The organism is Stutzerimonas decontaminans, from assembly GCF_000661915.1.
GTDB classification, from domain to species: domain Bacteria; phylum Pseudomonadota; class Gammaproteobacteria; order Pseudomonadales; family Pseudomonadaceae; genus Stutzerimonas; species Stutzerimonas decontaminans.
In genome coordinates this window covers 1,920,296-1,946,850 of the sequence record NZ_CP007509.1, presented here as the reverse complement: position 1 = coordinate 1,946,850, position 26,555 = coordinate 1,920,296, and the positions used below count along the sequence as shown (strand labels likewise).

The window sequence follows — 26,555 nt, the reverse complement described above, 5'->3', positions numbered from 1 at the left end:
CAAGCCCGCGCCAAGGCGATGACCGGTGAAGAACCGCAGCGCTGGAACAACCAACCCACGCATATCCCTTTGCAGTTACTCCTGTACCGCAGCTACGCTTATCGGATAGAGGCACGGCGCCTCTACTGCCCGGGCATAATGGCCCGCACTCGTTCCCTAATAGCAGTGGGAAATCGTATGTCAGACCGCATCGCCAACAGCCCCCTGTGTTTGCCCAGAGGTGCTCGCATGAAGAACATCCTCCGCGGTATCAGCTTCGCCATTCTTACTTTGCCTGTGGCCTTGCCATCACTCGCCGCAGGGGTGAACCAGACGCTGCCCAGCCGTGTCGAGCAGGCGCTCAAAGCGAACAAGATCAACAACGAAGCACTGTCGTTGGTCATGCTGCCCCTGACGGGGAATGCCGCATCCACCTTCGTCAACGCCGATGTTTCGGTGAACCCCGCCTCGACCATGAAGCTGGTCACGACATATGCCGCGCTGGAGCTGCTGGGGCCCAATCACCAGTGGAAGACCGAATTCTATGCTGATGGCCCCCTGGTGGACGGCACGCTCAACGGCAACCTCTATCTCAAAGGCGGCGGCGACCCGAAGCTGAACATGGAAAAGCTCTGGCTGCTGCTGCGAGATCTGCGCGCCAATGGTGTGAATAAGGTTACGGGCGACCTGGTGCTGGATCGCAGCCACTTCGTGCAGCCCGACCTCCCCATATTCGATGACGATGGAGGCGACCAGAACAAGCCATTTCTGGTCGGACCGGATTCGCTATTGGTCAACCTGAAGGCACTGCGCTTTATCGTGCGCAACGATGGCGGCAGGGTAAATGTCGCAGTGGAGCCCCCAATCGCCAGCGTTCGCATCGACAACCGCGTGCAAGCACTGCCAGCAGCGAAATGTCCTGGCTGGCCGGACGTGCTCTACAACCCGGTAGCAGATGCCGATGGCGTAACCGTGGTGGTCACCGGCAAGCTTGCCGACGGCTGCAGCTCCCAGACCTACCTTTCGCTGCTGGACCATGAGCGCTACGCCGCTGGCGCTGTACGGGCGATCTGGGGTGAACTCGGCGGCAGCATCCTTGGCCGCGATCGCGTGGCTCAGGTGCCCAGCAGCGCACGACTGCTGGCAAGGGCCTACTCGCCGGATCTCACGGAGATCATTCGCGACGTCAACAAGTACAGCAACAACACCATGGCCAAGCAGCTATTCCTCAGTCTGGGCGCGGCGTTCCGCAACGAGGCGGACGCCGATGACGCCAAGGCGGCGCAACGGGTGATCCGTCAGTGGCTGGCAAAGAAGGGCCTGATTTCCCCGCATCTGGTAATCGAGAACGGTTCGGGACTGTCACGCGCGGAGCGCGTTAGCGCACGTGAACTGGCCAGCTTGCTCCAGGCTGCATGGCGTAGCCCGTACTCCGCCGAGTTCATCTCTTCGATGCCGCTGGCGGCCGTAGACGGGACCATGCGCAAGCGCTTGCGCAATACGCCGGTCGCCGGCAAGGCTCATGTCAAGACAGGCACTTTGAATACCGTGCGTGCCATCGCCGGCTACAGTCGCGACGGCGACGGCAATGTCTGGGCGGTCGTGGCCATCCTCAACCATCCGCGACCCTGGGGTGCGTCGTCGATCCTCGATCAGGTGCTGGTCAGCCTCTACAGCCAGCGCAACGAAAACACCGCGCAACGCTGATAGCGAACCGGGCAGGCTCTGTGCCTGCCCGGCACGCCAGGATCAACGCGCCTGCAGCTTCCAGGCGCGGTGGATCCGCGGATTGCGCCGGAAGTCCTCATCCAGCGTCGAGGCGGTGATTTCCTCGACGGCATAGCGTTCGCTCACGCTCGCATCCAGCACGAACTTGCGAAAGTTGTTGGAGAAGTACAGCGCGCCGCCTGCGGCTAGCCGTGCCATGGCGAGATCGAGCAATGCGACGTGATCGCGCTGCACGTCGAATACACCTTCCATGCGCTTGGAGTTGGAGAACGTCGGCGGGTCGATGAAGATCAGGTCGTACTCGCCACGATCCTCCTCCAGCCAGGCCATCACATCCCCCTGCTCCAGCCGCTGCCGGTCCGAAAGCCCGTTTAGCGAGAGATTACGGCGCGCCCAGTCAAGATAGGTCTTCGACAAATCGACGCTGGTAGTGCTCCGCGCCCCACCCTTTGCCGCGTGCACGGTTGCGGTGGCGGTATAGCAGAACAGGTTGAGGAAGCGCTTGCCGGCCGCCTCGCGCTGGATCCGCAAGCGCAGGGGGCGATGATCGAGAAACAGTCCGGTATCGAGGTAATCGGTCAGGTTGACCAGAAGCTTGACGCCACCTTCGGCCACCTCGAGGAAATCTCCCTGGGAGGCCTGGCGCTCGTACTGACGTGTTCCTGTCTGGCGCTCGCGGCGCTTGACCACGACCTTCTCGCGCGGAATTCCCAACGCTTGTGGAATGGCCGCCAAGGCATCCAGCAGCCGCACTTGAGCTTTTTCCGGATCGATGGAGCGTGGCGGAGCATATTCCTGCACGTGCACCCAATCGCGATACAGGTCGATCGCCAGCGCGTATTCCGGCATGTCGGCATCATACAAGCGGTAGCATTCGATGCCTTCGCGACGCGCCCATTTGCCGAGCTGACGCAGGTTCTTCTGGAGGCGATTGGCAAACATCTGCCCGCCTTCGCTGAGGCGTGCTTGCTCCACTGGCGCCTGCTGCTGAGCATGTTCCTCGCTAGCGGTGCTGCGCTGACCGGTGACGAACTGATCCAGCTCGACCTTGATCAGTAGCAGCTTGCACGGCAGCGCACCGTTCCAGAACGCGTATTGCTTGTGGCTGCGGATGCCCATGCGCTTGCCGAGATCCGGCGCGGCAGTGAACACAGCCGCTTCCCAGCCGAGGCAAGCCTGACGCAGGCGTTCGCCCAGGTTTTGATAGAGATAGAGAAGACTCGCCTCATCACCGAGGCGCTCGCCGTAAGGCGGATTACAGATGACCAGGCCCTTCTGATTCTGGTCCGGGCGCGGTTCGAAGTCGCCGACGTCGCCCTGATAGATCTTGATCCAACTGGCCAGACCGGCGCGCTCGATGTTGTTGCGTCCCGGCTGAATCAGCCGTGGGTCGGCCTCATAGCCGCGAATCCACAATGGCGGTTTTGCCAAGCCGGCCTCTGCTCGCGCCAGGGCCTCAGCATGCAGACGGGACCAAAGCGCAGGCACATGTCCCAACCAGGCGCTGAACCCCCAACGTTCGCGCTTGAGGTTCGGAGCGATGTCCGCTGCCATCATCGCCCCTTCGACGAGAAAGGTACCAACACCGCACATGGGGTCAGTCAACGCACCACCGGCAGCAGCAATACGCGGCCAACCGGCGCGGATCAGAATCGCCGCAGCGAGGTTTTCCTTCAGCGGCGCCGCGCCCTGCTGCAGGCGATAGCCCCGCTGGTGCAGGCTGTGTCCGGAGAGGTCGAGCGAAAGCACCGCTTGCCCCTTGTCCAGGCGCAGATGGACACGCAGATCCGGGTCGAGCTTGTCGATGCTCGGCCGTTCGCCGGATGCGGTGCGCAGACGATCCACGATGGCATCCTTGACCTTGAGTGCGCCGAAGTGAGTGTTGTCGATGCCCGAGCCTCGGCCGCTGAACTCCACCGCCAGGCTTCCGGCAGGCTGCAGGTGATCCGCCCAGTCGACAGCGTGTACGCCTTGATAAAGCGTCTCGGCGTCGACAGTAGGAAAACGGCTGATCACTAGCAGTACGCGGTTGGCCAGACGTGACCACAGACAGAGTCGGTAGGCTACTTCCAGCGCAGCGAATCCGCGAATTGCGGAAGTCTGCTCGCGCGCTTCCTCTAGCCCGAGTGCGGTTGCTTCGTCGAGCAGCAGGCCTTCGAGTCCTTTGGGACAGGTAAGGATCAGTTCATGGCGATCGGTCATGGTGCTTCCACAAAAAGTGCTTCGGACCGCTGCGACCCTTTCGTCGGAACAGGCCCAGCAGAAAAGAGAAAAAAATCTGTACGAAAATGATGCGTTGCCAAGAAAGGGCAGCTCAGCAGCGCGTTCTGATGCCTCGCCCGTTCGGGCTTATGGGGAGAACCATAGATTCGTTACCTACTTATGACAAAACGATCATTCCAGCCTTCAGGGCATTAGGTTAGAACTCACCTCAGGACCGGCATCGCAATGGTGTCGGTGAAGTGCGCCACGCCGGCAGCGCGCTTCAAGGCAGTCTATCTGCCCGGTCTCGCCATGAGGCCACAGGAACACCAGTCAACCACTGAGGGCAATACCCAATGAGAAGACTCAAGCGTGATCCGATGGAACGAGCATTTCTGCGCGGTTATCAACATGGCATACATGGCAAATCTCGCGACCTCTGTCCTTTTTCCCATCCCCAAGTTCGCCAAGCCTGGATCAACGGCTGGCGGGAGGGTCGCGGCGACAACTGGGATGGTCTGACCGGCACGGCCGGTTTGCATAGACTCAACGAACTTCACGCGGTCGGCTGATTCACCGATCCATCCGACTTCATATGACGCGCCCTACCCGGGCGACGGGCTAGAAGCCGAGGGGCTCCAACAGGAGCCCCTTCCCAGGCAATCTCAATGCGCCTGTGAGCGTAGCGCCGCAATCGCATCCACCGCCTCGCGGATCAACGCCGGTCCCTTGTAGATAAATCCCGAGTACAACTGAACCAGGCTGGCACCCGCCTCGATCTTCTCTGCCGCATGCCGGCCCTCGGTGATACCACCCACCGCAATAATTGGCAGTCTCCCGCCAAGCGTCTGAGCCAGCACCTTGACGGTATGGGTGCTCTTCTCCCTGACGGGCGCACCAGAAAGGCCGCCGGCTTCGTCAGCATGAGCCAGACCGGCCACGCCTTCCCGGCCAAGCGTAGTGTTGGTCGCAATGATCGCATCCATCCCGGCCTGAAACACCGCCTCGCCCACCAGTGCCGTTTCTTCGTCGGTCATGTCGGGCGCGATCTTGATGGCAAGCGGCACGCGTTTGCCATGCATGATCTCTAGATCCTCTCGACGCAGCCGCAAGGCATCGAGCAAACGCTTGAGCGAGTCACCGAACTGCAGGCTACGCAAGCCAGGCGTATTCGGCGAACTGACGTTTACGGTGACATAGCTGGCGTGGTGATAGACCTTGTCCAGGCAGATCAGGTAGTCCTCGTCTGCGCGCTCGACAGGCGTATCGAAGTTCTTGCCAATGTTGATACCGAGTACGCCCTTGAACCTGGCGGCTTCGACCCGAGCGAGCAGCGCGTCGACGCCATGGTTGTTGAAGCCCATGCGATTGATGATCGCCTCCGCCTCGGGCAGACGGAAAATCCGCGGCCTGGGATTGCCGGGCTGCGGGCGCGGTGTCACGGTGCCCACTTCGATGAAACCGAAGCCCAGCTGCGACATTCCGCGAATGGCTTCGCCGTTCTTGTCCAGACCTGCGGCCAGACCGACCGGGTTCGGAAAATCGAGCCCCATCACTCGCACCGGGAGACTGGCCGGAGCTTTGCCCAGCATTGCATTGAGCCCGAGACGGCCACCGGCGCCAATCAGCTCGAGGGAAAGTTCATGGGAAGTTTCCGGAGATAACTTGAACAACAGCTGGCGGGCCAGGTTATACATACGCAGCCTAAAGTCTCGGTAAATGTGGAGGCGGAGTATAGCAGCCCAAGGTGGGCGCGGCGGAGGTCGCCAGCCACGAAAGAACGTTGCTGAAACGCGATTGCCTGGCAGTCATTTCAAGCGTCTCAGGCATAGCAACTGGCCCTGCTCGGCAAATTCCAGCTCAAAGGAACCATATACGCCTTCGTGGGTCAGAAACGGGCGCAGATGGTGCGCAGGCAGGCTGACTCGCCGGCCGTCGCGGCTGCGAACCAGGACACGATTCGCATGGCCCTGATAAACCGCTTTCATCCGTTCGGCAGATAGCGCGATATCCAGCACCAGATTTGGCATGGAGGCTCCTTAGTGATCGACTCAGCGATATTGCCACATCGGCAGGCGAGGATTGACCCGCCCTGGTCAGGGCGCAGTCGTCAATGGCGCAAAGGCCGTGCGCAATCGTCACAGGTCTGCCACACTTCGGCCGTAGCCCTGAGAGCTCAAGCAACATGATGAGCCTGCCCGAGTCCATGCCCTCACTGACATCTCAAATCGCCAGACTTGCGCAACGCCTCGGGCTGCGCCCCAAGGCTTCGCTGCCGATTCAGGAGCGCGCCAGCAGTTTGCAGCTGCCCTTTTCCCGCTTACCGGAACCCGAGCCCAGCATCTTCTGGAATGACGGCCCTTGCCTACAGCGTCTGCTCGAGCTTCCACGCGGCGCACTATCCGGCCCGGTTCAGGAAGACAAGGCGCGCGCCCATGCGGCCCTGACCCGACTGATCAGCAAGGAATGCGTCCAGTCACAGCTCGACTTGCGACAGATCGACGGCTTCGGTGGCCAGCGTAAAACCGGCCCGAGCTATCCGACCTTCGAGGCCTTCGCCAGTACCTCTGCCTGCCGGCAGGTGCGCATCATCAGTTACAAGGATTTCCTTCGGGCACTCGGTAGCGCCTTGCCCGGATTCGACAAAGGCACCCGGATAGATGTCCGTCAGGCCAGCTGGCTCGGTGAGCGGCTTTACTGGGCCGGCGAGCACCATCTCGAAGCATTTGCCTGTGCGGTCGCCTATGCCCGCTTGCGCGGCCTTGAAGTGATGCTCCGAGCCGACGTAACCGATTACCGACTCGACCGTTCCGGCGTCCACGCGCTGGATACTCAATACCATGCCGTGACGATGCCGGCTCAAGCCTGGAGCGACCGCGAGTTCATGGCGTTGCTTCTCGACAGCCAGGTCCCCTACGCCCGCCTGACACTGCTGCGCGATACCAGAAACTCGGAACTGCTGTTGCTGGAAAAGCGTGATCCCACCGCCAATGCGATCGGCGAGGGGCTGAAGAATGCTGGCGCGCCAGACCTCATCCGCTACCTGCGTGATCTGCCGCAGATCACCCGCTTCACGGTCGGCCTTCCTGTGCAGGACTGATGCACTTGCTGCCGCTGATCCTCGCTACGTCTCAATCCTGACCTGAACAACAAAACAGCGCACCGCCGGGGGCGGTGCGCTGTTCGTCATGGCAAATCGGAGGCAGCCCCTCCCTCGGACCGGATTAGCCGTGGGAGGGTCGACGAGACGCCATCAGCTATGTCCCACCGACTGCGCAAGCCCCTGCAGTTCCCGACTGGCGACGGCGTATATCGCGTAGTCATTGCCGCTCGCACCACGCAACTCCGCCAGCATTGATCGCCACCGCTCCAGCTGTGCGGGTCGTTGAGCCAGCCAGGCATCCACTCGCTCACTGATCGACTCCGGGCCGTTCTCCATCTGCAACACCGATACCGTAATGCTGCGTTGCTGCGAGTCGAGATCATCTCGGAACCCTTCGCGCGCCAGCGCCTGCCAATTGTTGGCTACCGGTAGATTGGTCAGCTGGTGGAGATACCACGGCAGCTCCAGGGCACCCCCAACGGCAAAGTAAGCCGCAGCAACCTGCGCGGGAACCTGCCCGGTTTCGTCGGCCGCCTCCAGAATCGGCAGGAGCGTGTAGAGGTGGTTGGTCCCTGCAACCATGCGCGCCAGCAGCTCGGGCACGCCGGCTTCGGTGTATCGCCGGTAGCGTTCCTGCCAATGGTCGCGAGTCGAACCTTGCAGCAGTTCATCGAGTTTCAAACCAAGGGCAGCAACACGTGGGCCGAAGTGCGCGACATCCCTCGCGGCATCCAGCTCGCTGCGACGATTGCGCAGGAACCAGCGTGTGGCCCGTCGTCCCAGACGCATCAACTCGTCCATCAGGCTCAGTTGCAGCTCGGCGGGAACCTTGTGATCCAACGCCTCGATCTGCCTGAACCAGTGGGGCAGATGGAAGATATCGCGCACGATGACGTAGGCACCGGCGACGTTCGCCGCGCTCATACCGGTTGCTTCGTTCAGACGCTGAACGAAGGTGATGCCCATGTTGTTGACCAGATCGTTGGCGATCTGGGTCGCGACGATTTCGCGCTTGAGGCGATGCTGCAGCATGGCATTGCGGAAACGCTCGGCCAGCTGCTGCGGGAAGGCGCTGTCCATTTCGCGGGCGAGATAATCGTCATCCGGCACACGCGAATCCAGCAGGGCTTTCTTGAGCTCGATCTTGCTGTATGAGATCAGCACCGAAAGCTCCGGCCGGGTGAGCCCCTTGCCGGTAGTCGCGCGCTCGGCCAGCGCCTCATCGGTCGGCAGAAACTCCAGCGCACGGTCGAGCTGCCCGGCAGCCTCCAGCGCGTTGATCAGCCGAACGTACTCGGCAGCCCGCTCACGCGAGCGATGCTGCGCCTGGGACAGCGCCTGGGTTTGCTTGTAGTTGTTTTGCAGCACCAGCTCGGCGACCGCGTCCGTCATCTCGAACAACAGCTGGTCGCGCTGCTTGGCGGTCATGTCACCGGCACTAACCACCTCATTGAGCAGAATCTTGATGTTCACTTCGTGATCCGAGCAATCGACGCCGCCAGCGTTGTCGATGAAGTCGGTATTGCTCGAACCGCCATGCAGGGCGTACTCGACACGCCCCAGCTGGGTCATGCCGAGGTTGCCGCCCTCGCCCACCACCTTGGCGCGCAGATCGGCGCCATTGACCCGCACCGCATCGTTGGCCTTGTCGCCGACTTCGGCGTGGCTCTCGCTGCTGCTCTTCACGTAAGTGCCGATGCCACCATTCCACAGCAGATCCACTGGCGCCTTGAGCAGCGCATTGATCAGCTCGGCGGGAGTCAGCTGGTCCGCTTCGATGGCGAAACGTTCTTTCATCTGCGGCGTGATCGCCACCCGCTTGGCCGAACGCGGGAAAATCCCGCCGCCCTCGGATATCAGCGAGGCGTCGTAATCCGTCCAGGACGAGCGCGGCAATTCGAACAGACGCTTGCGCTCGACGAAACTGCGAGCCGGGTCGGGATTGGGATCGATGAAGACATGCAGGTGGTTGAACGCAGCCACCAATTGCAATGTTTCGGACATCAGCAAACCGTTGCCGAACACGTCGCCGGCCATGTCGCCGATGCCGATGACGCTGATCGGGTCGGTCTGCACGTTGATGCCGCGCTCGCGGAAATGTCGCTGCACGGAAACCCAGGCACCGCGTGCGGTGATGCCCATCTTCTTGTGGTCGTAACCTGCCGAACCACCCGAGGCAAAGGCGTCGCCGAGCCAGAAGTCGTATTCGGCGGCGATGCCGTTAGCGATGTCCGAGAAGCTCGCCGTGCCCTTGTCCGCGGCAACCACCAGGTAGGGGTCGTCACCGTCATAGCGCAACACGTTCGCCGGCGGAGCGACCTGGCCTTCGCGCAGGTTGTCGGTGATATCGAGCAGCCCGCTGATGAAGATGCGATAGCAGGCGATCGCCTCTGCCTGAATATCGTCACGCGTACCGCTGGTAGGCAGCCGACGCGGCACGAAGCCGCCTTTCGCGCCGCCGGGAACGATCACGGCATTCTTGACCTGCTGCGCCTTGACCAGGCCGAGCACTTCGGTGCGGTAATCCTCCTCGCGGTCGGACCAGCGCAGCCCGCCGCGTGCGACCTTGCCGCCGCGCAGGTGCACGCCCTCGACCCGCGGCGAATAGACGAAGATTTCGTACATCGGCGCCGGCCGGGGCATCTCCGGGATCGAGCGCGGGTCAAGCTTGAAGCTGAAATATGGCTTCGGTTTGCCGCTGGCATCCGGCTGATAGAAGTTGGTCCGCAGGGTGGCCTGGATCAGCGCCAGATAGCGCCGCAGAATCCGATCCTCGTTGAGTACCGCCACGTCATCCAACGCCGAGAGAATCGCCTGTTCCAGCCGTTGCTGCTTGTCGGCCAAATCTTCGTCGCCCAACTTGCGCGCCAGGTAGAAGCGCATCTTGAACAGCCGCACCAGCTCGCGGGCGATGTCCGTGTGGTTGAGCAGCGCGCTGGCGATGTAGCCCAGGTCGAAGCCCATGCGGATCTGCTTGAGATAACGCGCATAGGCACGCAGCAGCGCCACTTCACGCCACGCCAGCCCGGCGGTCAGCACCAGACGGTTGAATCCATCGTTCTCGGCGAAGCCACCGTAGATGTGGATGAACGCATCCTGCAGCGCCTCGTTGATCTCCAGCAGGTCGATTTCCAGACCTTCGGCATAGGTGAAGGCGAAGTCGTGTATCCAGTATTCGCGGCCACTGCGGTCGCGCAACCGGAACGGAAACTCACCGAGCACCCGCAGCCCCAGGTTCTCCATGATTGGCAGGATGTCCGACAGCGGCAGCGGCGTATTCAGGTGATAAAGCTTGCAGTGCAGGCGATTCTCTTCAGCCGTGATTGGCTGATAGAAGCTCATCACCAGCGGGCGCTCTTCACTTAGATCAAGCACATGCTGCATGTCGACGGTGGCCGACTGCGGCGAGAAGCGCTCGCGATAGCCGGCCGGGAAGCCCTTCGGAAATTCGCTGAGCAGATGGGTGCCCTTGGCCTCACCGAAACGTTCGACGATCAGGCTCTGATAGTCGTCCTGCCAGGTGCGGCACGCCTGCAGTACCTCCTGCTCGAGACGCGCCGGATCGACTTGCACCGCCCTGCTGGGGTCCAGGCGCAGGATGAACTGGACCCGGATCAGCACCGATTCGGAGAAATAGGTGGAGAATTCGCAATCGCTGGCTTCCAGCCGCTCCTGCAACACTTGCTGAATCTTCAACCGTGTCTCGGTGGAGTAGCTGTCGCGCGGCACATAGACCAGGCAGTAGCAGAATCGTCGATACGGATCGAAACGCAGGAACAGCCGCAGCCGATTGCGTTCCTGGATCTGCACGATGGCGATAGCGTTTTCGAACAGCTCGTCGATCGGCGCCTGGAACAATTCATCGCGCGGCAGCACCTCAAGAACCTGCACCAGCTCCTTGGCCAGGTGCGCGGAGCTGCCGAAATTGGCGCGCTGCACCACCGTCTCTACCTTGCGGCGAATGAACGGAATGCGCCTCACGCTCTGGGTGTAGACCGACGAGGTGAACAGCCCGAGGAAGCGGCACTCGCGAACCACGCGCCCCTCGTCATCGAATTCACGCACGGAGACGAAGTCCGGGTAAGCCGGACGGTGCACGCGGCTGGGCATCGCCGCCTTGGCAAAGGACAGCAGCAGCGGGTCACGCAGATAGCTCACCGATTGCGCGGTGAGTGATTGCTCTTCCTCGGAAAGCCCGGTGCGCATCGTGCGCGACAGCCCCAGCAGCGAGCTTTCGTCGTAGACGATTCGTCCACCGTCGGCCTGCTCCTGCACGGAGAACTCTTCGTAACCGAGGAAGGTGAAGTGGTCATCAGCCAACCAGCGCATGAAGTCACGAATCTCGTCCAGCTCGTCGCCGTCGATACTCAGGTTGACCTGCTCCAGGCGCCCCTGCAGCTCGACGGCCTTGCCCTTCATCGCAGCGAAATCACCGACCACCTGGCGCACGTCGGCCAGCACGCCCAACAGTGATTGCTCAAGTTCACGCAATGCCGATGGGCTGGCGCAGCGGTCGATTTCGACGAAGATCAGCGATTCGGCGTGGCTATCGCCAGCACGCTCATCCTTGGGCAGCAGTTCCAGCAGGCTGCCGTCGGCGGCACGACGGACCTGCAGCACACTGGTCTGCAGGGTGTGGATGCTATAGCCGCGCCGGGTCAGCTCCATGCGCACCGAATCGACCAGAAACGGCATATCCGGATGCAGCACCTCGACCACACTGTGGGTCGACTGCCAGCCATGCTTTTCGAAATCCGGGTTGAATACCTGCACCTCGGGCGTGGAAGGATCGAAGCGCTCCAGCAAGCGCCAGCTGGCCAGCGTCGAACCGACCAGGTCGCTCATGCGCCGCTCGGTGAGCTCGGGCAACGCGACGATACCGAAGAACTGTTCGGCGAACAGATTCAGTTGCGGCAGGATTTTCGTGTCTACGTGTTGCGCTAAGGCTGTCTGCAATTGCTGCTGAAAGTCGGCCTTGCTGGCCGCTGAAAAGAACGCCATGTATGGCTCCGCTTGGCTTGCTGGGGAAAGGCTCGTCGGTAGTGACTGACGGCACAGGTCGAAGGTTCAAGGTTAGTCTAGTCGAGGGTTAATGCAGTAAAGTGGCGCCTCTGCAACAGTCATCTGCGACTGTCTGTAGCAGTCGATAGCAGCCGGCGGCTCCGCCAGCCACGCCAGCCGATTTGCCGCCTACCCTGGAAGAAGCGAAACGATGGATCACCGTGAATCGATAATCGCGCTGCGACAGTTCCTGTCCACCCAGATCCTGGGCCAGGAGCGACTGATCGAACGCCTGCTGATCGCCCTGCTCGCCGACGGCCACATGCTCGTCGAAGGTGCTCCGGGCCTGGCCAAGACACGTGCCATCAAGGAACTGGCCGAAGGTCTGGAAGCCGAGTTCCATCGCATCCAGTTCACCCCCGACCTGCTGCCCGCCGACATCACCGGCACGGAAATCTACCGGCCGGAAACCGGCAGTTTCGTCTTCCAGCAGGGGCCGATCTTCCACAACCTGGTGCTCGCTGACGAAATCAACCGCGCACCGGCCAAGGTGCAGTCGGCACTGCTCGAAGCGATGGCCGAGCGGCAGGTCAGCGTCGGACGGAGCACTTACGATCTGCCCCCGCTGTTCCTGGTGATGGCAACGCAGAACCCGATCGAGCAGGAGGGCACCTACCCGCTGCCCGAAGCACAGCTGGACCGCTTCCTGTTGCACGTGAAGATCGGCTTCCCCGACGCTTCCGTGGAGCGCCGCATCCTTCAGCAGGCCAGGGGCGAAGCCATCAACGGCGAAGCTGCGCCGGAACACCGTGTCAGTCAGCAGGCGATATTCGCCGCACGCAAGGACATTCTCGGCCTGTACATGGCGGACGCCGTGGAGGAGTACCTGGTGCAGCTGGTCATGGCCACCCGCACACCCGCCAAGTTCGACGCCGAGTTGGCCGAGTGGATCGCCTATGGCGCGAGTCCGCGCGGCTCTATCTCGCTGGACCGCTGCGCTCGCGCTCATGCCTGGCTGGCTGGGCGCGATTTCGTCAGCCCCGAGGATATTCAGGCGATGCTCTTCGACGTATTGCGTCACCGCCTGATCCTTTCCTTCGAAGCAGAAGCGGCCGGGATCGACCAGGACCGTGTGATCCAGCGCATTCTCGACGTGGTCGCGGTGGCCTGATGCAACCGCAGGCTTCCGGCAGCCGGCAGCCGAACGAGCAGGACGCCGGGATCAGGGTGAGCCTGGCCGAGCTGATCGATATGCGCCATCGGGTCCGTGAAGTGCCCATCTTTTCCACGCCCCATCGTCGCAGCCCGCTGGTGGGTTTGCATCATTCCAAGCTGCGCGGGCGTGGCGTGGATTTCGACCAAGTGCGTGTTTATCAGGCCGGCGATGATGTGCGCACCATCGACTGGCGAGTCACCGCGCGCACCCAGGAGCCGCATACCAAACTTTTCCACGAAGAACGCGAGCGCCCGATCTACATCGTCGTCGAGCAGAGTCCACGCCTGTTCTTCGGCAGCGGCCGCCTGCTCAAGTCGGTGCTGGCAGCCCAGGCCGCAGCACTGATTGGCTGGGCAGCGCTCAGCCACAACGACCGGGTCGGCGGCCTGGTATTCGGCAGCGAACAGCAAGAGATCAAGCCTCGGCGCAGCAAGCAGAGCCTGCTGCAGCTGCTCGATCGCGTCACGCAAGCCAACAACCGCCTGCACCCGGAGAGCCCGCTCGACACGGAAGCCTTCAGCATGGCGCTGCGCAGGACGCGCGAAGTGTTACGCCCCGGCAGCCTGTCGGTAATTCTCTGCGACGAGCGAACCCTGACCGATGCCGCCGAACAGCAGCTAAGCCTGCTGGCACGGCATGTCGATCTGCTGTTGCTGCCGCTGTTCGACCCGCTGGATCACGCTCTGCCTGCCGCGGGCCTGCTGCGCTTCAGCGAAGGCAACGCACGGCTGGAACTGGACACCCATGACGCAGCCCTGCGTCAGCGCTACCGGGAGATGGGAGAAGCACGCGGTGCGCGTTGGCAACGCCTGGCCGATCGCCTACGGGTGCCACTGATGCCACTCGACACCCAGCATGACCTGGTCGAACAGTTACGCGAGCATCTGAGCGTCCGGCATCCGAGTGCACGACCATGAACCCGCTCGACGAACTGGCCCCCCTGATCAACCCGGAACCTGTCCACTGGTGGCCCCCTGCGCCGGGCTGGTGGCTGCTCGGGTTGTTGCTGCTCTGCGTGTTTGCGGCTTTCTGGCGTTTTCGCCATCAGCTGATCCGGCGTAAACCTCGTGCTCAGCCAGAGGCGCCGCTGGACCCAGAGCGTCAGGAGGCACTGATCGAGCTGTCTCGCCTGAGCAAGCCTTACGGCAGCCAGCCGGCCAGCCAATGGCTGCAGCAGCTCAATGGGCTGCTCAAGCGCCTGTGCCGCATCCGTTATCCCGACGACCACCCGCACACGCTCAGCGGGCGAGCCTGGCTAGCCTTTCTCGACAGCCGCTGTCCGGCTGCCGGACTGACGCGCTGGATGATCCTGGTCGAAGGCGCCTATCGGGCCGAGTGCCGGCTCGACGACAAGGCCATCGACGGCCTGGAACAATCCGTCGATATCTGGATTCGCAAGCATGTTTGAACTGGCCTGGCCCTGGATCTTGGTGCTGCTGCCATTGCCCTGGCTGCTGCGCGCACTGCTGCCGCCGGCGGACAGTGGCGAAGCCGCCTTGAAGGTCAGCTTTCTAGACGAACTGCAGCAGCTGTCCGGTCGCCGTGCTCGCGTCGCCCTGCCCGCCTGGCGCCAGCAATTGCCCTACCTGACCATCTGGTTGCTGCTGCTGTTTGCCGCCGCTCGCCCGCAGTGGCTCGGTGAACCGCTACCACTGCCCACCAGTGGCCGCGATCTGCTGCTGGCCGTGGATGTTTCCGGCTCGATGGATTACCCCGATATGCAATGGCAAGGCGAGGAGCTGACACGCCTGGAGCTGGTCAAGGTGCTGCTGGGGGACTTCATCGAACAGCGCCACGGCGATCGCGTCGGCCTGATCCTGTTCGGCAGCAAGGCCTACCTGCAGGCCCCGCTGACCTTCGACCGCCGCACCGTAAGGGTTTGGCTGGACGAGGCGCGGGTCGGCATTGCCGGCAGCAACACCGCCATCGGCGATGCCATCGGCCTGGCGGTGAAACGCCTGCGGGACCGTCCAGCGAACAGCCGTGTGCTGGTGCTGATCACCGATGGCGCCAGCAACGGCGGCGAGATCGAGCCGCTGCTGGCGGCATCCCTGGCCGCCGATGAAGGCGTACGCATCCACACCATCGGCATTGGCGCTGTTCCAGAGGAAGGCGGCGTGCTCAGCCGCTTCGGCTTCAACCCGGGTCTGGATCTGGACGAGCCCACCCTTCGCGCCATCGCCGAACAGACCGGCGGGGAGTACTTTCGCGCCGCCACCAGCGCAGAGCTGAAGGCGATCGGCGCTACACTGGATCGGCTCGAACCAGCCGCTCAGCAACCGACCCAGGCGCGCATCGCCGAAGCGCTTTACGTCTGGCCGTTGTCGGCGGCGCTGCTGATCAGCCTGCTGATGGTGGCGGCCAGCCTGTGGAGCGCGCAGCTGCAACGGCTGGCATGGCGGCGGGAGCAGCGCCGATGAACGAACTGCTGCCCCACCTACTGCGGCCCTACTGGCTGATCGTCCTGCCCCTGCTGATCTGGTTGCTGTGGCGGCTCTGGCATCGTCAGTTGCAGATCGGCCGCTGGCAGCGCCTGCTCCCGGAAGCCTTTCATGCTGCCCTGCTGACCCGCGGCCGGCTGCGCCACAGTCGCCTGCCCTGGCTGGTGCTTGGCCTTGCCTGGCTGTTGGCCGTCATCGCATTGCTCGGCCCCAGCTGGCAGCGCTTCGAGCAACCCAGCGTGAAGCGCAGCGATCCGCTGGTGGTGCTGCTGGAACTGACCCCCCCGATGCTCGCCGGCGACGTTCCACCCACGCGCCTCGAGCAGGCCAAGCGCAAACTGCTGGATCTGCTGGAGCGGCGACAGGATGTACAGACCGCCGTCGTGGTATTCGCCGGCAGCGCCCACACCGTGGTGCCACTGTCCGACGACCTGGCAACCACTCGCAATCTGCTGGATGCCTTGCATCCGGCGCTGATGCCCGAGCCCGGCCAACGTGCAGACCTCGCTGTCGCCAAGGGTCTCGCCCTGCTCGAGCAGGCGGGGCTGGGCCGGGGGCGTTTGCTGCTGATCGGCAGCAGTCTGGACGAGCACGAACGCAGCGCCATCGGCACCTTGATGCAAGGGCGCGGCGAGCGCCTGCTGATTCTCGGCGTCGGCACCGAACAGGGCGCGCCGATTGCCGGAGAGAGCGGCAGCTTTCTCAAGGACGCCCAGGGCGCAATCCTGATCCCGCGTCTGGATAACGCACGGCTGCAGCGCCTGGCCACAGAACTGGGCGGACGCTACCAACAGGCACGCCTGGGGGACGACGATCTCGCAGCGCTCGGCCTGTTCGATAAGGCCGGATCGCTGCAGCACGACGACGAAATGACCCGTCTGGAAGCCTGGCTCGACCAGGGCCATTGGCTGCTTCTGCCATTGCTTCTGCTTGCTGCCCTTGCTGGCCGCCGCGGCTGGCTGTTCTGCCTGCCGCTTCTGCTGTTGCAGCCGCAACCGGCCAGCGCGCTGGAGCTGGACGACCTCTGGCTGCGGCGCGATCAGCAGGGCCAGCGCCTGCTCGAGGCACAACAGCCGGCCGAGGCGGCCGAGCGCTTCGTCGATCACCGCTGGCGGGCAACCGCCCTCTACCAGGCCGGTGACTATGCCGGCGCCGCAGAGCTGTTCGCCGCAGGCGATACGGCTGTCGACCACTACAATCGCGGCAACGCCCTGGCCCGCGGCAACGAGCTCGAGGCCGCCATCGATGCGTACGACCAGGCACTCGAACTGCAACCCGATCTGCAGCCGGCACAACGCAACAAGGCACTAATCGAAGAGCTGCTACGCCGCCGTGAGGAACAGTCTGAGTCCGAGCAAGATCAGGATCAGCAGGCCGAGCAGACCGAAGAATCCCTGCCGCAGCCGCAGCCACAGCGGCTGCAGGAACCAGGCTCGACCAGCTCACCTTCGCCTGACGACGCCGAGGGCGAACCGGATCGTGAGGCCAGTGGCGCGGCGCAGCCTTCGGCGAGCGAAACGACTTCAGAATCGCAAGGACAGGATGCCGCTGCAGCGCTGGCGCAGCACGAGGCGCTTCCCGAGCAGGAGCGGCAACAGGCGATGGAACAATGGCTGCGACAGATTCCGGATAACCCCGGCGAGCTGCTGCGGCGAAAATTTCTCTACGAACAACGCAAGCACCAGGAAACCAGTCGATGATGCGCCTGATGGCCTTTGTTCTGCTCAGCATCCTTGCCGGCCAGGCTGCTGCAGTCGGTCTTTTTGCCCGAGTCGACCGCACCCAGCTGAGCATCGACGAAACCCTCGAGCTAAGCCTGGAAAGCCAAGGTGGAGCAGTGTTCGGCAAGCCCGACCTGCAGCCGCTGGATGAGCTATTCGAGGTCTTCGATACCCGCCAGGTCAACCAGCTCTCCAGCAGCAACGGCGAGGCGCGTGCGATCACCCGCTGGTTGATCACCCTGCGTCCGAAGCAAACCGGCTATGTGGTCATTCCGCCACTGCAGCTGGGCGACTGGCGCAGCGAGCCGATCACCCTGCTCGTCCAAGAGTCGTTGAAAAGCAGCGAAGGCGATCAACTGGCACCGATCTTCATCGATGCCAGCGTCGATCAGGAAAGTGTTTATGTGCAGGCACAGGTGATTCTCACGCTGCGCATCTACCATTCGGTTTCGCTTTACGATGACAGCACGCTGTCGCCCCTGCAGATGCCCGAAGCACTGGTGGAGCGCCTCGGTGAACCGCGCACCTACGAGAAAACCATCAACGGGATACGCCATGGCGTCATCGAGGTGCGCTATGCCCTGTTTCCACAGAAATCCGGTGAGCTGACGATCCCTGCCCAGCTGTTCAGCGCCACTACCGTGACCAAAGGCAGCAACTCGCTGTTTGGCTCGCGCTCGGGGCGTTCGACCCAGGTCCGCTCGCCGAGCATCCCGCTCAAGGTCAAGGCCAAGCCGGCCGATTATCCCGCCGGCGCCCCCTGGCTGCCGGCAAGCAGTCTGACCCTGGTAGAAGCCTGGAGCCCGGAGCCGGACCAGGCGAAAGCCGGCGAATCGCTCACTCGCAGCCTGCTGCTCAAGGCCGAGGGCCTGACCAGCACGCAGCTGCCCGCCATCGGTTCTGCGCAGAGCGCCGAGTTGCGACGCTATCCGGATCAACCAAGCCTGGCGAACGAAGTCAGCGGCGGCGGGCTGGTCGGGAGTCGCGAGCAGCGCGAGGCGCTGATCCCCACGCGCAGCGGCACGCTGCAGCTGCCTGCACTGGAAGTGGTCTGGTGGAATACCGTTGAGGATCGCCTCGAACGCACCACGCTGGACGAGCGCACCCTGAGCGTCGCCGACAACCCGAATCTCGTGCCGCCCCCTGCGGAGATGCCCGCCGCGGCACCGGTGCCGGTCGACCAGCCAGCCATCTGGCCCTGGCAACTGAGCACCGCGCTCTTTGCATTCACCACGCTCATCGGTTTCGGCCTCTGGTCACGTGCACGGCGACAGCCAGCCGTGCAACGCGCGTTGCAACCCGGCCCGACCCCGCGCAGCCTGCTCGATGACCTGCGTCGCGCCTGCCAGGCCAACGATTCCCAGGCCACTCGCCAGGCACTGGACGCCTGGGCGCGGCAGCAGCCGGAGACGCTGGCGGACATGGCCGCGCGCTTCGTGCCGCTGTCCGATGCACTGGACGGTCTCAACGGTGCGCTGTATAGCGAAGCCGGACAACGTTGGCAGGGCGAGGCCCTATGGCAGGCAATCCAAGCATTACCTCCAGCGACCAGTCCCAGCGTCGAACAGGACCAGAGCGCCCTCCCACCACTCTATCCGCGCTGACCAAACGCTTCCTGACTGGCCACAATCACGCCACCAACCGACGCGGTGCATGCTCACCGCGCCGCGCACCATTTTCACGCTGGCATATCGCTTGCTTCAGGCTGGGCATAGTCCACCTCCTGAGAGGTGGCGCTGTTCATTGAACGGTGCCGCGTACCTCGCAATCGAAAGGCCCATACAGCATGACCGAACCCTCCACGCCGCACCGCCACGATGCACTGGCCTGGGTCGCCGGCAGTGATGCACCGGAAAAGAGCTCGGTCAATCTCGGCTTCCTTCCCCTCACCGACGCCGCATCGCTGATCGTCGCTGCTACCCAGGGCTTCGCCCAGCCATTCGGCCTGACACTCAACCTGCAGCGACAGAGCTCCTGGTCGGCCCTGCGCGACAAACTGATCGGCGGTGAACTGGACGCAGCCCACAGCTTGTATGGGCTGATCTATGCCGTGCACCTGGGCATTGGCGGTAGCCCGGCGACCGACATGGCAGTGCTCATGGGCCTCGCGCAGAACGGCCAAAGCATCAACCTGTCGGCGTCGCTGAAAGCCGCAGGCGTGACCGATCCGGAGGCGTTACGCAAAAGCGTGCGCCAAAGCGGTGCACGCCTGACCCTAGCGCACACCTTTCCCACCGGCACCCATGCGCTTTGGCTCTACTACTGGCTGGCCGCCAACGGCATTCATCCGTTGCGGGATGTGCGGACGCTGGTCCTGCCGCCGTCGCAGATGGTGGCGTACCTGCAGGCCGGACGCATCGACGGTTTCTGCGCCGGCGAGCCCTGGGGCGCGCAAGCGATTGCCGAAGGGGTCGGTTTCACCCTGGCGACCAGTCAGTCGATCTGGCCGGATCATCCGGAGAAGGTACTCGGCTGCACCCGGGCATTCGTCGAGCAGTACCCCAACACGGCCCGTGCGCTGGTGATGGCCGTACTCGAGGCAAGCCGCTTCATCGACCAGAGCCGGGAAAACCGCCGCAGCACGGCACAGCTGATCGCCGGGCGCGAGTACGTCGACGCGCCATTGGCGGCGATCGAATCACGCTTCCTCGGCGAGTATGAGGATGGATTGGGCAACGTCTGGAACGACGAACACCCACTGCGTTTCTTCGCCGGTGGCGCGGCAAACGTGCCCTACCTGTCCGACGGTCTCTGGTTCATCACGCAACTGCGGCGCTGGGGCCTTTTACGCCAGGACCCGGACTACCAGCAGGTTGCACAGCAGGTGCAGCAGATCGAGCTGTATCGACAGGCTGCCGAAACGCTGGGTATCACCGTGCCGGAGTCGCCCATGCGCAGCGCCACGTTGATGGATGGCAAGACCTGGGACGGCACCGAGCCAGCAGCCTATGCCCGCAGTTTCACCTTGCATGCCATGGCCGACCAGGCCGCGGAAACCGCACTTTGATCATGGGACCAAGCATGTTGCGCATCCTGCTGATCGACGACACCCCGCGAAAGATCGGGCGTCTGAAAAGCGCGCTGATCGAGGCTGGCTTCGAAGTCATCGACGAGTCCGGCCTGAGCATCGACCTGCCAGAACGGGTCGAGGCCATCCGCCCTGATGTGGTGCTGATCGATACCGACTCACCCGGCCGCGATGTGCTGGAACAAGTGGTGTTGGTGAGCCGCGACCAACCGAGACCCATCGTCATGTTCACCGACGATAGCGACCCGGGAGCCATGCGCCAGGCCATCCGCGCCGGAGTCAGCGCCTATATCGTCGAAGGCATACAGGCCCAGCGACTCAAGCCGATCCTCGATGTAGCGATGGCGCGCTTCGAGACCGACCAGGCGATTCGCGCGCAGTTACAGGCCCGCGAGCAGCAACTCGCCGAGCGCAAGCGCATCGAGCTGGCCAAGGGCATGCTGATGAAGATGCGCGACTGCAAGGAGGAAGAGGCCTATACATTGATGCGCCGCCAGGCGATGAGCCGGCAGCAGAAGCTGATCCAGGTCGCCGAACAGATCATCGCCATGAACGAGTTGCTTGGGCAGTGATCCGCCCGCCCGCCGTGCATCACTCAACCAAACATCGCTCCCGCAAGCGGTCACCTGACCTGGGCGTACGACACAGCGCTAGAATGCGCGCCTTCTATCGATAACCGAGCGACCCATGGCGCGCCTGAATCTACAGTTCCCGGAAGACCAGTACTGCTTTTCCACTCAGCTCACCGTGCGAATCACCGACATCAACGCGGGTAACCATCTGGCCAACGATTCGATGATCTCGATGATTTCCGAGGCGCGGGCGCGCTTCCTGTTCGCCTACGGCGTTGCCGAAACCCGTCAGGACGGGGCTGGCATCATCGTTACCGACCTGGCCACGACCTACAAAGCCGAAGCCCATGCCCGTGATGCGCTGCTGTTCGAAGTCGGCGTGATGGATTTCAACAAGTACGGCGGCGACATCATCTTCCGCATCACCCGTCCAGCCGACGGCACGCTCATCGCCATGGCCAAGTCCGGTTTCGTGTTCTACGACTACGCCCAAAGCCGCGTCGTCGCCATGCCCGAGTCGTTCGCCAGCAAGTTTCCGCGGGTCAACCGGCTCGACTAGGGGCGCTTTCCGAGGTCTGCAGCAACCGCTGGACATCCTCCCGATGGCATAGCTCGGTGCCCGGACGCATCACGGTCGCGGCACCAGCGGCGATGCCCCGGCGTACCGCATCCTGCAACGTGCGCCCCTCGGCCAATGCCAGCACGATGGCACCGAGCATGCTGTCGCCCGCTCCAACCGCGCTGATCACCGGGACATCCGGTGATGGCAGCCGCTCCAACGCATCGGCGCTGGCAAAGAGTGCCCCTTCGGCACCCAGCGACAGCACGATCATTTCCGCGCAGCCCTGAGCGATCAGGTTGCGCAGTGCTTGTTCCTGCTCGGTTTCGCTGGTGACTGCGCCGCCCATCAACGTGGACAGCTCGTCGAGACTCGGTTTCATCAGGTAGGTGCCGCCTTGCCGAGCCGCGTAGCGCAAAGGCTCACCGGACAGATCAACGACCAGACGGGAACCGATACGTCGGGTAAGCGCCAGCAACTCGTCGTAAAAATCCAGGCCAACTCCGGGTGGAAAGCTGCCACTCAATACCACGAACAACGGGGCGGGCCGCAGTGCCGCCAGGCCGTCGAGGCAGCGTTGAAGCTCCTGTGCGGACAGTGTCGGACCAGGCAACACAAAGCGATATTGCAGACCTGACTCCAGCTCATCGACGGTAAAGCTCTCGCGGGTATCGCCGGCAATCGACACCGGCCGATGCACTAGGCCCGTTTCGTCCAGCGAGCGTTGCAGCAAATCACCGAATGGCCCGCCCGCCGGGTAGATGGCAACCGCCTTGCCGCCCAAGGTCTTTACCACTCGCGCCACGTTGATCCCGCCGCCACCCGGATCGTGGCGCGGCAGCGAACAACGCAGCTTTTCGGTACTGGTCACCCGGGCAGTGCTGACGGAAAGATCCATCGCGGGGTTGAGGGTCAGGGTCGCAATCAGGGGCATCGCTCGCTCCTTGGGCAAAAGCAGGCCAAGCCTATCAGCAACCGCAGTGCCTGAGCTTTGCGTAAGCAAATGAAACGTGCCCCGATATGGCGCGCAGTTGCGCGCTATCTGTGCGCTTCGCCGCCATGGACTGCCCGCGAGGCGCGTCGAGCCCGCACAGGAAGAGGCCCTCGCCGGCTGGCACGCTAGATGCTAGATCCACTTCAGGCAGGCCAACGGCGGTCTGCGAAACACGACAAAGGCGTCGCATCATTCCTGCTCCGGCAGGCGTGCTGCGGCGCCTTTTTGTTTTCCGCCTCGACGACGGGGCGGTATGAGCAGCCCTGGCGGCAGACGCCGCGCCACGCACGCCCTGGAGCAGATTCAATGAGCACGAGTTTCTGGAAAGCCGGCCACACGCCGACCCTGTTTGCCTCCTTTCTCTACTTCGACCTGAGTTTCATGGTCTGGTACGTCCTTGGCCCGCTGGGCGTTCAGATCGCCGCGGACCTGGGCCTGACCACACAACAGCGCGCAATGATGGTAGCCACACCGATTCTCGCCGGCGCGGTATTGCGCCTGGTGCTGGGCATCCTGGCCGATCGCACCTCGCCGAAAACCGCCGGCCTGCTCGGTCAGAGCGTCGTCATCGTCGCGCTATTCGTTGCCTGGCTGCACGGCATCCACAGCTATGAACAGGCACTGCTGCTCGGCCTGTTTCTCGGCATGGCTGGCGCGTCCTTTGCCGTCGCGCTGCCGCTGGCCTCGCAGTGGTATCCGGCGGAGCACCAGGGCAAGGCCATGGGCATCGCCGGTGCCGGTAACTCCGGCACCGTGCTGGCGGCGCTGTTCGCGCCGGTGCTGGCGGCCATCTTCGGCTGGAACAATGTGTTCGGCCTGGCATTGATTCCCCTGGTGCTGACGCTGGTCATCTTCGCCAGCGTGGCGAAGAATGCCCCCAACCGCCCGGCACCAAAGTCGCTGGCCGACTACATGAAGGCGTTGGGCGACCGCGACAGCTGGTGGTTCATGTTCTTCTACAGCGTGACCTTTGGCGGCTTCCTCGGCCTGGCCAGCACCCTGCCCGGCTACTTCCACGACCAGTACGCCTTCGACCCGGTCAAGGCCGGCTACTACACCGCCGCCTGCGTCTTCGCCGGCAGCCTGCTGCGTCCGTTGGGCGGCGCCCTGGCCGACCGCATCGGCGGCATTCGCGCGCTGCTGGTGATGTACACGGTCGCAGCCATCTGTATCGCCGCGGTCGGCTTCAACCTGCCCAGTTCCACGGCTGCCCTGGCGCTGTTCGTGGTCGCCATGCTCAGCCTCGGTGCCGGCAATGGTGCGGTGTTCCAGCTGGTGCCGCAGCGTTTCAACAAGGAAATCGGCGTGATGACCGGACTGGTCGGTATGGCCGGCGGTATCGGCGGCTTCCTGCTCACCGCCGGGCTTGGCGCAGTCAAGCAATCGACCGGTGACTACCAGCTCGGCCTCTGGCTGTTCGCCAGCCTCGGTGTGCTCGCCTGGTTCGGCCTCTATGGCGTCAAGCGTCGCTGGCGCACCACCTGGGGTTCGGCGGCAGTGACCGCGGCTCGGGTGTGATGCACACGCAAATCCGGCAGGGCGCGAATATTGCTCTGCTGCAATGCGCAGCAATTCGAGAACGACCATGCCCCTGCGATTGAGCTATGGCGAGGCCAGCGCCGCCGGGCCGCGCCCGGAAAATCAGGATGCGATACGCATCGTCACCCCGGCGCCCGGGCTGGCAACCGGCAAGGGCTATCTGTTCGCCCTGGCCGATGGCGTCAGCCAGTGCGCCGATGGCGGGCTGGCTGCGCGGGCGACCTTGCAGGCGCTGGCCTTCGACTACTACACGACGCCGGAAACCTGGGCCGTCGCGCAGTCGCTCGATCGCGTACTGGTGGCGCACAACCGCTGGCTGCAGGCCAATGGCGGCAATCAGCCGCTGTTGACCACGCTCACCGCGCTGGTGCTGCGCGGTCGCCGCTTCACCCTGGCCCACGTCGGCGATTGCCGTGCCTATCGCTGGAACGGCACTCAGCTCGAGCGGCTCAGCGAGGACCATGTCTGGGAACAGTCGGGCATGCAGCATGTGCTCAAGCGTGCGCTGGGGCTGGATCAACACCTGGTGATGGACTACCTCGACGGCGAGCTGCAGGAAGGCGACAGCTACCTGCTGCTCAGCGACGGCGTCTGGTCGTGCGTCCCCGAGCGCGACATCGCGCATATCCTGCACGATCAGCCTGACCTCGGCGCCGCAGCACGGGCGCTGGTCAATCTGGCGCACCAGAGCGGCAGCCAGGACAACGCCAGCGCTCTGCTGCTACGAGTGGATGCGCTGCCCGAAGCGGTGCTGGCCGACGCCCTCGCCCAACTCGATCATTGGCCATTGCCGCCGAAGCTGCGCCCCGGCCAGGTGTTCGAGAGCTGGCAGGTGAATGCACTGCTGCACGAGTCGCGACAGTCACTGATCTACCGGGTACAGGATGCCCAGGGCCAGGCCTGGCTGCTGAAGACGCTGCCACCCAGCCGGCAGGACGAGGCAGACGCCGGGCCGGCGTTGCTGCAGGAAGAATGGTTCATGCGCCGGGTTGCCGGGCGCAACTTCGCCGAACTGCATCCGCTGCCAGAACGCCAACACCTCTATTACGTGCAGCGCGAGTACAGCGGGACGACCCTGGCGCAACGCTTCGAACGAGACGGCCCGCTGCCACTGGCCGATTTGCTGCAGGTCGCCTCCCGGCTGATCCGCGCGGTGGGCATGCTGCATCGGCGCAACATCCTGCATCGTGACATCAAGCCGGAAAACCTGCTGCTGGGTGAGGACGGCGAGCTGCGCATCCTGGATTTCGGCCTGGCGTTCTGCCCAGGGCTGTCTCGCGACCTGCCCAACCAACTGCCCGGCACCCCGAGTTTCATTGCCCCGGAGGCATTCACGGGAGCCGAACCCAGCGCAGCGCAGGACCTCTATGCGACCGGCGTGACGCTCTATTACCTGCTGACTGGGCACTACCCGTACGGCGAGATCGAAGCCTTCCAGCGTCCGCGCTTCGGCAACCCGACACCGGTCAGCCGTTATCGCCCGGACGTACCGAGCTGGCTGGAGGAAAGTCTCTGCCGCGCGGTCGCGGCCGACCCACGGCAGCGCTTTGAAACGGCCGAGCAATGGCTGCTTGAGCTGGAACAGGCTGAGCAGCGCAGCGCCAGCCTGCGGCCACGTCCGCTGCTCGAACGTGAACCGCTCAAGGTCTGGCGCGGCATGGCGCTGCTTTCGCTGCTGCTCAACCTGCTGCTGGTCGTGCTGCTGATAAGGGGCGCGTGATGTTCAGCGCCGGGTAATCAGCCCCTGGCGCGCCACTCGGGTCAGCTCGCGCACGCATTCCTCCAGGCGCTCAGCGCTCGGTGCCTGGATGACGGCCAGATCGAAACTGTCGGTGGCGAAACGTGCCAGCGACTCGTCGGCCGTAGCGAACTGGATAAGCAGGGCGCGGGATTTGCGATGGCGTCGCGGCCACCCTTCGAGGTAGCGCAACAGGGACGGCTGGTGAGTACCACCAAGAAGGATTTTCGGATTACTGGGGTGCAGACCACTGGTGATCGGGGCCAGGCGCAACTGGGCGTGCTTTGCGTTCATCGATTTCAACTTCCGCCTCGAGGATTCCGCTGGGCAGCGGTGGGAGGCGACACCGGAACCAGCGCTTTAGCGGTATTTCGAAGCGATCGGCTCCAGGCGCCCCGCAAGTAGCTGACTAAATCGGCGCATGGGCGAAACTTTAGAAAGCTGGTCGCAGCATGTCAACGGCGTTTTTGGAGTCGCTTCGATGGCGATTCGCACCATCAGGGCGCAAGCCGCTGCATATCAGTGCAACGAACGGCCTCGACTGCTCCGTAGCAAGCCCTCAAGCCCTTGAAAAACGAGGACATTGCAAGTTGGCACAGCCTCTGCAAAGCAGAACCTCGAAGAATCATTACGACCTGACCCTCAACGTGGAGCGGCAGGTCTCCCGATAGAGCGGGACACGGACAAAGGCGTCCTCACTGGGTAACCGGTGGGACGCCTTTTTTGTTGTTGAA

At 63.4% G+C, this 26,555-nt stretch carries 20 protein-coding genes; 14 read left to right on the top strand and 6 right to left on the bottom strand.

Translation table 11 applies throughout. The features are described from left to right. The first annotated feature begins 228 nt into the window (after nucleotides 1-228). A complete protein-coding gene (dacB, locus tag UIB01_RS09120; RefSeq protein WP_038659231.1) occupies nucleotides 229-1,686 on the top strand; it encodes a D-alanyl-D-alanine carboxypeptidase/D-alanyl-D-alanine endopeptidase in 1,458 nt (485 codons plus the stop codon). 42 nt (nucleotides 1,687-1,728) lie between these two features. Here the strand turns inward: dacB and rlmKL are convergent, their stop codons facing one another. After that, entirely contained in the window at nucleotides 1,729-3,909 is a 2,181-nt protein-coding gene (rlmKL, locus tag UIB01_RS09115) for a bifunctional 23S rRNA (guanine(2069)-N(7))-methyltransferase RlmK/23S rRNA (guanine(2445)-N(2))-methyltransferase RlmL (RefSeq protein ID WP_038659229.1), read from the bottom strand. Between the two features lie 356 nt (nucleotides 3,910-4,265). On the opposite strand from rlmKL, the gene rmf reads away from it, so the two are divergent. Further along, on the top strand, nucleotides 4,266-4,481 hold the full coding sequence (gene rmf / locus UIB01_RS22690; RefSeq protein ID WP_011913504.1) for a ribosome modulation factor: 216 nt from the start codon (nucleotides 4,266-4,268) through the stop codon (nucleotides 4,479-4,481). 93 nt (nucleotides 4,482-4,574) lie between these two features. Here the strand turns inward: rmf and UIB01_RS09110 are convergent, their stop codons facing one another. Next, complete coding sequence (locus UIB01_RS09110; RefSeq protein WP_038659226.1) at nucleotides 4,575-5,606, bottom strand: quinone-dependent dihydroorotate dehydrogenase; 1,032 nt, start codon at nucleotides 5,604-5,606, stop codon at nucleotides 4,575-4,577. Between the two features lie 111 nt (nucleotides 5,607-5,717). After that, nucleotides 5,718-5,939 carry a DUF2835 domain-containing protein gene (locus UIB01_RS09105; RefSeq protein ID WP_038659223.1) on the bottom strand — a complete coding sequence of 74 codons (222 nt, stop codon included), beginning with the start codon at nucleotides 5,937-5,939 and terminating at the stop codon, nucleotides 5,718-5,720. Nucleotides 5,940-6,094: 155 nt separating this feature from the next. Between UIB01_RS09105 and UIB01_RS09100 the strand changes: the two genes are divergently transcribed. Continuing rightward, the gene (locus UIB01_RS09100) at nucleotides 6,095-7,009 is read left to right on the top strand and encodes a DUF6685 family protein (protein WP_038659220.1); all 915 of its coding nucleotides are present in this window, start codon (nucleotides 6,095-6,097) and stop codon (nucleotides 7,007-7,009) included. A 153-nt stretch (nucleotides 7,010-7,162) separates the two neighbouring features. Here UIB01_RS09100 and UIB01_RS09095 read toward each other — a convergent pair whose 3' ends face one another. After that, entirely contained in the window at nucleotides 7,163-12,013 is a 4,851-nt protein-coding gene (locus UIB01_RS09095; protein WP_038659217.1) for an NAD-glutamate dehydrogenase, read from the bottom strand. A gap of 211 nt (nucleotides 12,014-12,224) precedes the next feature. On the opposite strand from UIB01_RS09095, the gene UIB01_RS09090 reads away from it, so the two are divergent. From UIB01_RS09090 to UIB01_RS09050, 9 genes are all read left to right on the top strand, one after another. Beyond that, the gene (locus UIB01_RS09090) at nucleotides 12,225-13,184 is read left to right on the top strand and encodes an AAA family ATPase (RefSeq protein WP_003298329.1); all 960 of its coding nucleotides are present in this window, start codon (nucleotides 12,225-12,227) and stop codon (nucleotides 13,182-13,184) included. Further along, the gene (locus UIB01_RS09085; RefSeq protein WP_038659214.1) at nucleotides 13,184-14,146 is read left to right on the top strand and encodes a DUF58 domain-containing protein; all 963 of its coding nucleotides are present in this window, start codon (nucleotides 13,184-13,186) and stop codon (nucleotides 14,144-14,146) included. The genes UIB01_RS09090 and UIB01_RS09085 overlap by 1 nt, the downstream gene beginning before the upstream one ends. Continuing rightward, nucleotides 14,143-14,637, top strand: a complete 495-nt coding sequence (locus tag UIB01_RS09080) for a DUF4381 domain-containing protein (protein ID WP_038659211.1) — start codon at nucleotides 14,143-14,145, stop codon at nucleotides 14,635-14,637. The genes UIB01_RS09085 and UIB01_RS09080 overlap by 4 nt, the downstream gene beginning before the upstream one ends. Next, entirely contained in the window at nucleotides 14,630-15,649 is a 1,020-nt protein-coding gene (locus tag UIB01_RS09075) for a vWA domain-containing protein (RefSeq protein ID WP_038659209.1), read from the top strand. The genes UIB01_RS09080 and UIB01_RS09075 overlap by 8 nt, the downstream gene beginning before the upstream one ends. Further along, complete coding sequence (locus UIB01_RS09070; RefSeq protein ID WP_038659207.1) at nucleotides 15,646-17,370, top strand: VWA domain-containing protein; 1,725 nt, start codon at nucleotides 15,646-15,648, stop codon at nucleotides 17,368-17,370. The genes UIB01_RS09075 and UIB01_RS09070 overlap by 4 nt, the downstream gene beginning before the upstream one ends. Further along, complete coding sequence (locus tag UIB01_RS09065; RefSeq protein ID WP_038659205.1) at nucleotides 17,367-18,995, top strand: BatD family protein; 1,629 nt, start codon at nucleotides 17,367-17,369, stop codon at nucleotides 18,993-18,995. Before UIB01_RS09070 ends, UIB01_RS09065 begins: the two co-directional genes overlap by 4 nt. A gap of 182 nt (nucleotides 18,996-19,177) precedes the next feature. Further along, nucleotides 19,178-20,398, top strand: a complete 1,221-nt coding sequence (locus UIB01_RS09060; RefSeq protein ID WP_038659201.1) for a CmpA/NrtA family ABC transporter substrate-binding protein — start codon at nucleotides 19,178-19,180, stop codon at nucleotides 20,396-20,398. A 14-nt stretch (nucleotides 20,399-20,412) separates the two neighbouring features. Further along, on the top strand, nucleotides 20,413-20,991 hold the full coding sequence (locus UIB01_RS09055) for an ANTAR domain-containing response regulator (RefSeq protein ID WP_038665562.1): 579 nt from the start codon (nucleotides 20,413-20,415) through the stop codon (nucleotides 20,989-20,991). 115 nt (nucleotides 20,992-21,106) lie between these two features. Then, nucleotides 21,107-21,550: a thioesterase family protein gene (locus tag UIB01_RS09050; RefSeq protein ID WP_038659198.1), complete on the top strand. Its 444-nt coding sequence runs from the start codon at nucleotides 21,107-21,109 to the stop codon at nucleotides 21,548-21,550. On the opposite strand, the gene UIB01_RS09045 is transcribed toward UIB01_RS09050, so the two are convergent. Beyond that, nucleotides 21,534-22,484, bottom strand: a complete 951-nt coding sequence (locus UIB01_RS09045; RefSeq protein ID WP_038659195.1) for a 1-phosphofructokinase family hexose kinase — start codon at nucleotides 22,482-22,484, stop codon at nucleotides 21,534-21,536. The genes UIB01_RS09050 and UIB01_RS09045 overlap by 17 nt on opposite strands. Nucleotides 22,485-22,850: 366 nt before the next feature. Here UIB01_RS09045 and UIB01_RS09040 point away from each other — a divergent pair, with 366 nt between their 5' ends. Both UIB01_RS09040 and UIB01_RS09035 read left to right on the top strand, forming a co-directional pair. Then, entirely contained in the window at nucleotides 22,851-24,062 is a 1,212-nt protein-coding gene (locus UIB01_RS09040) for a nitrate/nitrite transporter (protein ID WP_038659186.1), read from the top strand. A gap of 67 nt (nucleotides 24,063-24,129) precedes the next feature. Beyond that, a complete protein-coding gene (locus UIB01_RS09035) occupies nucleotides 24,130-25,803 on the top strand; it encodes a bifunctional protein-serine/threonine kinase/phosphatase (RefSeq protein ID WP_038659183.1) in 1,674 nt (557 codons plus the stop codon). Between the two features lie 3 nt (nucleotides 25,804-25,806). On the opposite strand, the gene UIB01_RS09030 is transcribed toward UIB01_RS09035, so the two are convergent. Continuing rightward, nucleotides 25,807-26,115, bottom strand: a complete 309-nt coding sequence (locus UIB01_RS09030) for a hypothetical protein (RefSeq protein WP_038659180.1) — start codon at nucleotides 26,113-26,115, stop codon at nucleotides 25,807-25,809. Nucleotides 26,116-26,555 lie beyond the last annotated feature (440 nt).

What these genes read in the sequence shown, in the direction of transcription:
- UIB01_RS09060 (WP_038659201.1), top strand. Translation starts at nt 19,178, where the DNA reads ATGACCGAACCCTCCACGCCGCACCGCCACGATGCACTGGCCTGGGTC.
- UIB01_RS09075 (WP_038659209.1), top strand. Translation starts at nt 14,630, where the DNA reads ATGTTTGAACTGGCCTGGCCCTGGATCTTGGTGCTGCTGCCATTGCCC.
- UIB01_RS09050 (WP_038659198.1), top strand. Translation starts at nt 21,107, where the DNA reads ATGGCGCGCCTGAATCTACAGTTCCCGGAAGACCAGTACTGCTTTTCC.
- UIB01_RS09045 (WP_038659195.1), bottom strand. Translation starts at nt 22,484, where the DNA reads ATGCCCCTGATTGCGACCCTGACCCTCAACCCCGCGATGGATCTTTCC.
- rmf (WP_011913504.1), top strand. Translation starts at nt 4,266, where the DNA reads ATGAGAAGACTCAAGCGTGATCCGATGGAACGAGCATTTCTGCGCGGT.
- UIB01_RS09110 (WP_038659226.1), bottom strand. Translation starts at nt 5,606, where the DNA reads ATGTATAACCTGGCCCGCCAGCTGTTGTTCAAGTTATCTCCGGAAACT.
- UIB01_RS09095 (WP_038659217.1), bottom strand. Translation starts at nt 12,013, where the DNA reads ATGGCGTTCTTTTCAGCGGCCAGCAAGGCCGACTTTCAGCAGCAATTG.
- UIB01_RS09040 (WP_038659186.1), top strand. Translation starts at nt 22,851, where the DNA reads ATGAGCACGAGTTTCTGGAAAGCCGGCCACACGCCGACCCTGTTTGCC.
- UIB01_RS09090 (WP_003298329.1), top strand. Translation starts at nt 12,225, where the DNA reads ATGGATCACCGTGAATCGATAATCGCGCTGCGACAGTTCCTGTCCACC.
- UIB01_RS09080 (WP_038659211.1), top strand. Translation starts at nt 14,143, where the DNA reads ATGAACCCGCTCGACGAACTGGCCCCCCTGATCAACCCGGAACCTGTC.
- UIB01_RS09035 (WP_038659183.1), top strand. Translation starts at nt 24,130, where the DNA reads ATGCCCCTGCGATTGAGCTATGGCGAGGCCAGCGCCGCCGGGCCGCGC.
- UIB01_RS09030 (WP_038659180.1), bottom strand. Translation starts at nt 26,115, where the DNA reads ATGAACGCAAAGCACGCCCAGTTGCGCCTGGCCCCGATCACCAGTGGT.
- UIB01_RS09100 (WP_038659220.1), top strand. Translation starts at nt 6,095, where the DNA reads ATGATGAGCCTGCCCGAGTCCATGCCCTCACTGACATCTCAAATCGCC.
- rlmKL (WP_038659229.1), bottom strand. Translation starts at nt 3,909, where the DNA reads ATGACCGATCGCCATGAACTGATCCTTACCTGTCCCAAAGGACTCGAA.
- dacB (WP_038659231.1), top strand. Translation starts at nt 229, where the DNA reads ATGAAGAACATCCTCCGCGGTATCAGCTTCGCCATTCTTACTTTGCCT.
- UIB01_RS09085 (WP_038659214.1), top strand. Translation starts at nt 13,184, where the DNA reads ATGCAACCGCAGGCTTCCGGCAGCCGGCAGCCGAACGAGCAGGACGCC.
- UIB01_RS09070 (WP_038659207.1), top strand. Translation starts at nt 15,646, where the DNA reads ATGAACGAACTGCTGCCCCACCTACTGCGGCCCTACTGGCTGATCGTC.
- UIB01_RS09105 (WP_038659223.1), bottom strand. Translation starts at nt 5,939, where the DNA reads ATGCCAAATCTGGTGCTGGATATCGCGCTATCTGCCGAACGGATGAAA.
- UIB01_RS09065 (WP_038659205.1), top strand. Translation starts at nt 17,367, where the DNA reads ATGATGCGCCTGATGGCCTTTGTTCTGCTCAGCATCCTTGCCGGCCAG.
- UIB01_RS09055 (WP_038665562.1), top strand. Translation starts at nt 20,413, where the DNA reads ATGTTGCGCATCCTGCTGATCGACGACACCCCGCGAAAGATCGGGCGT.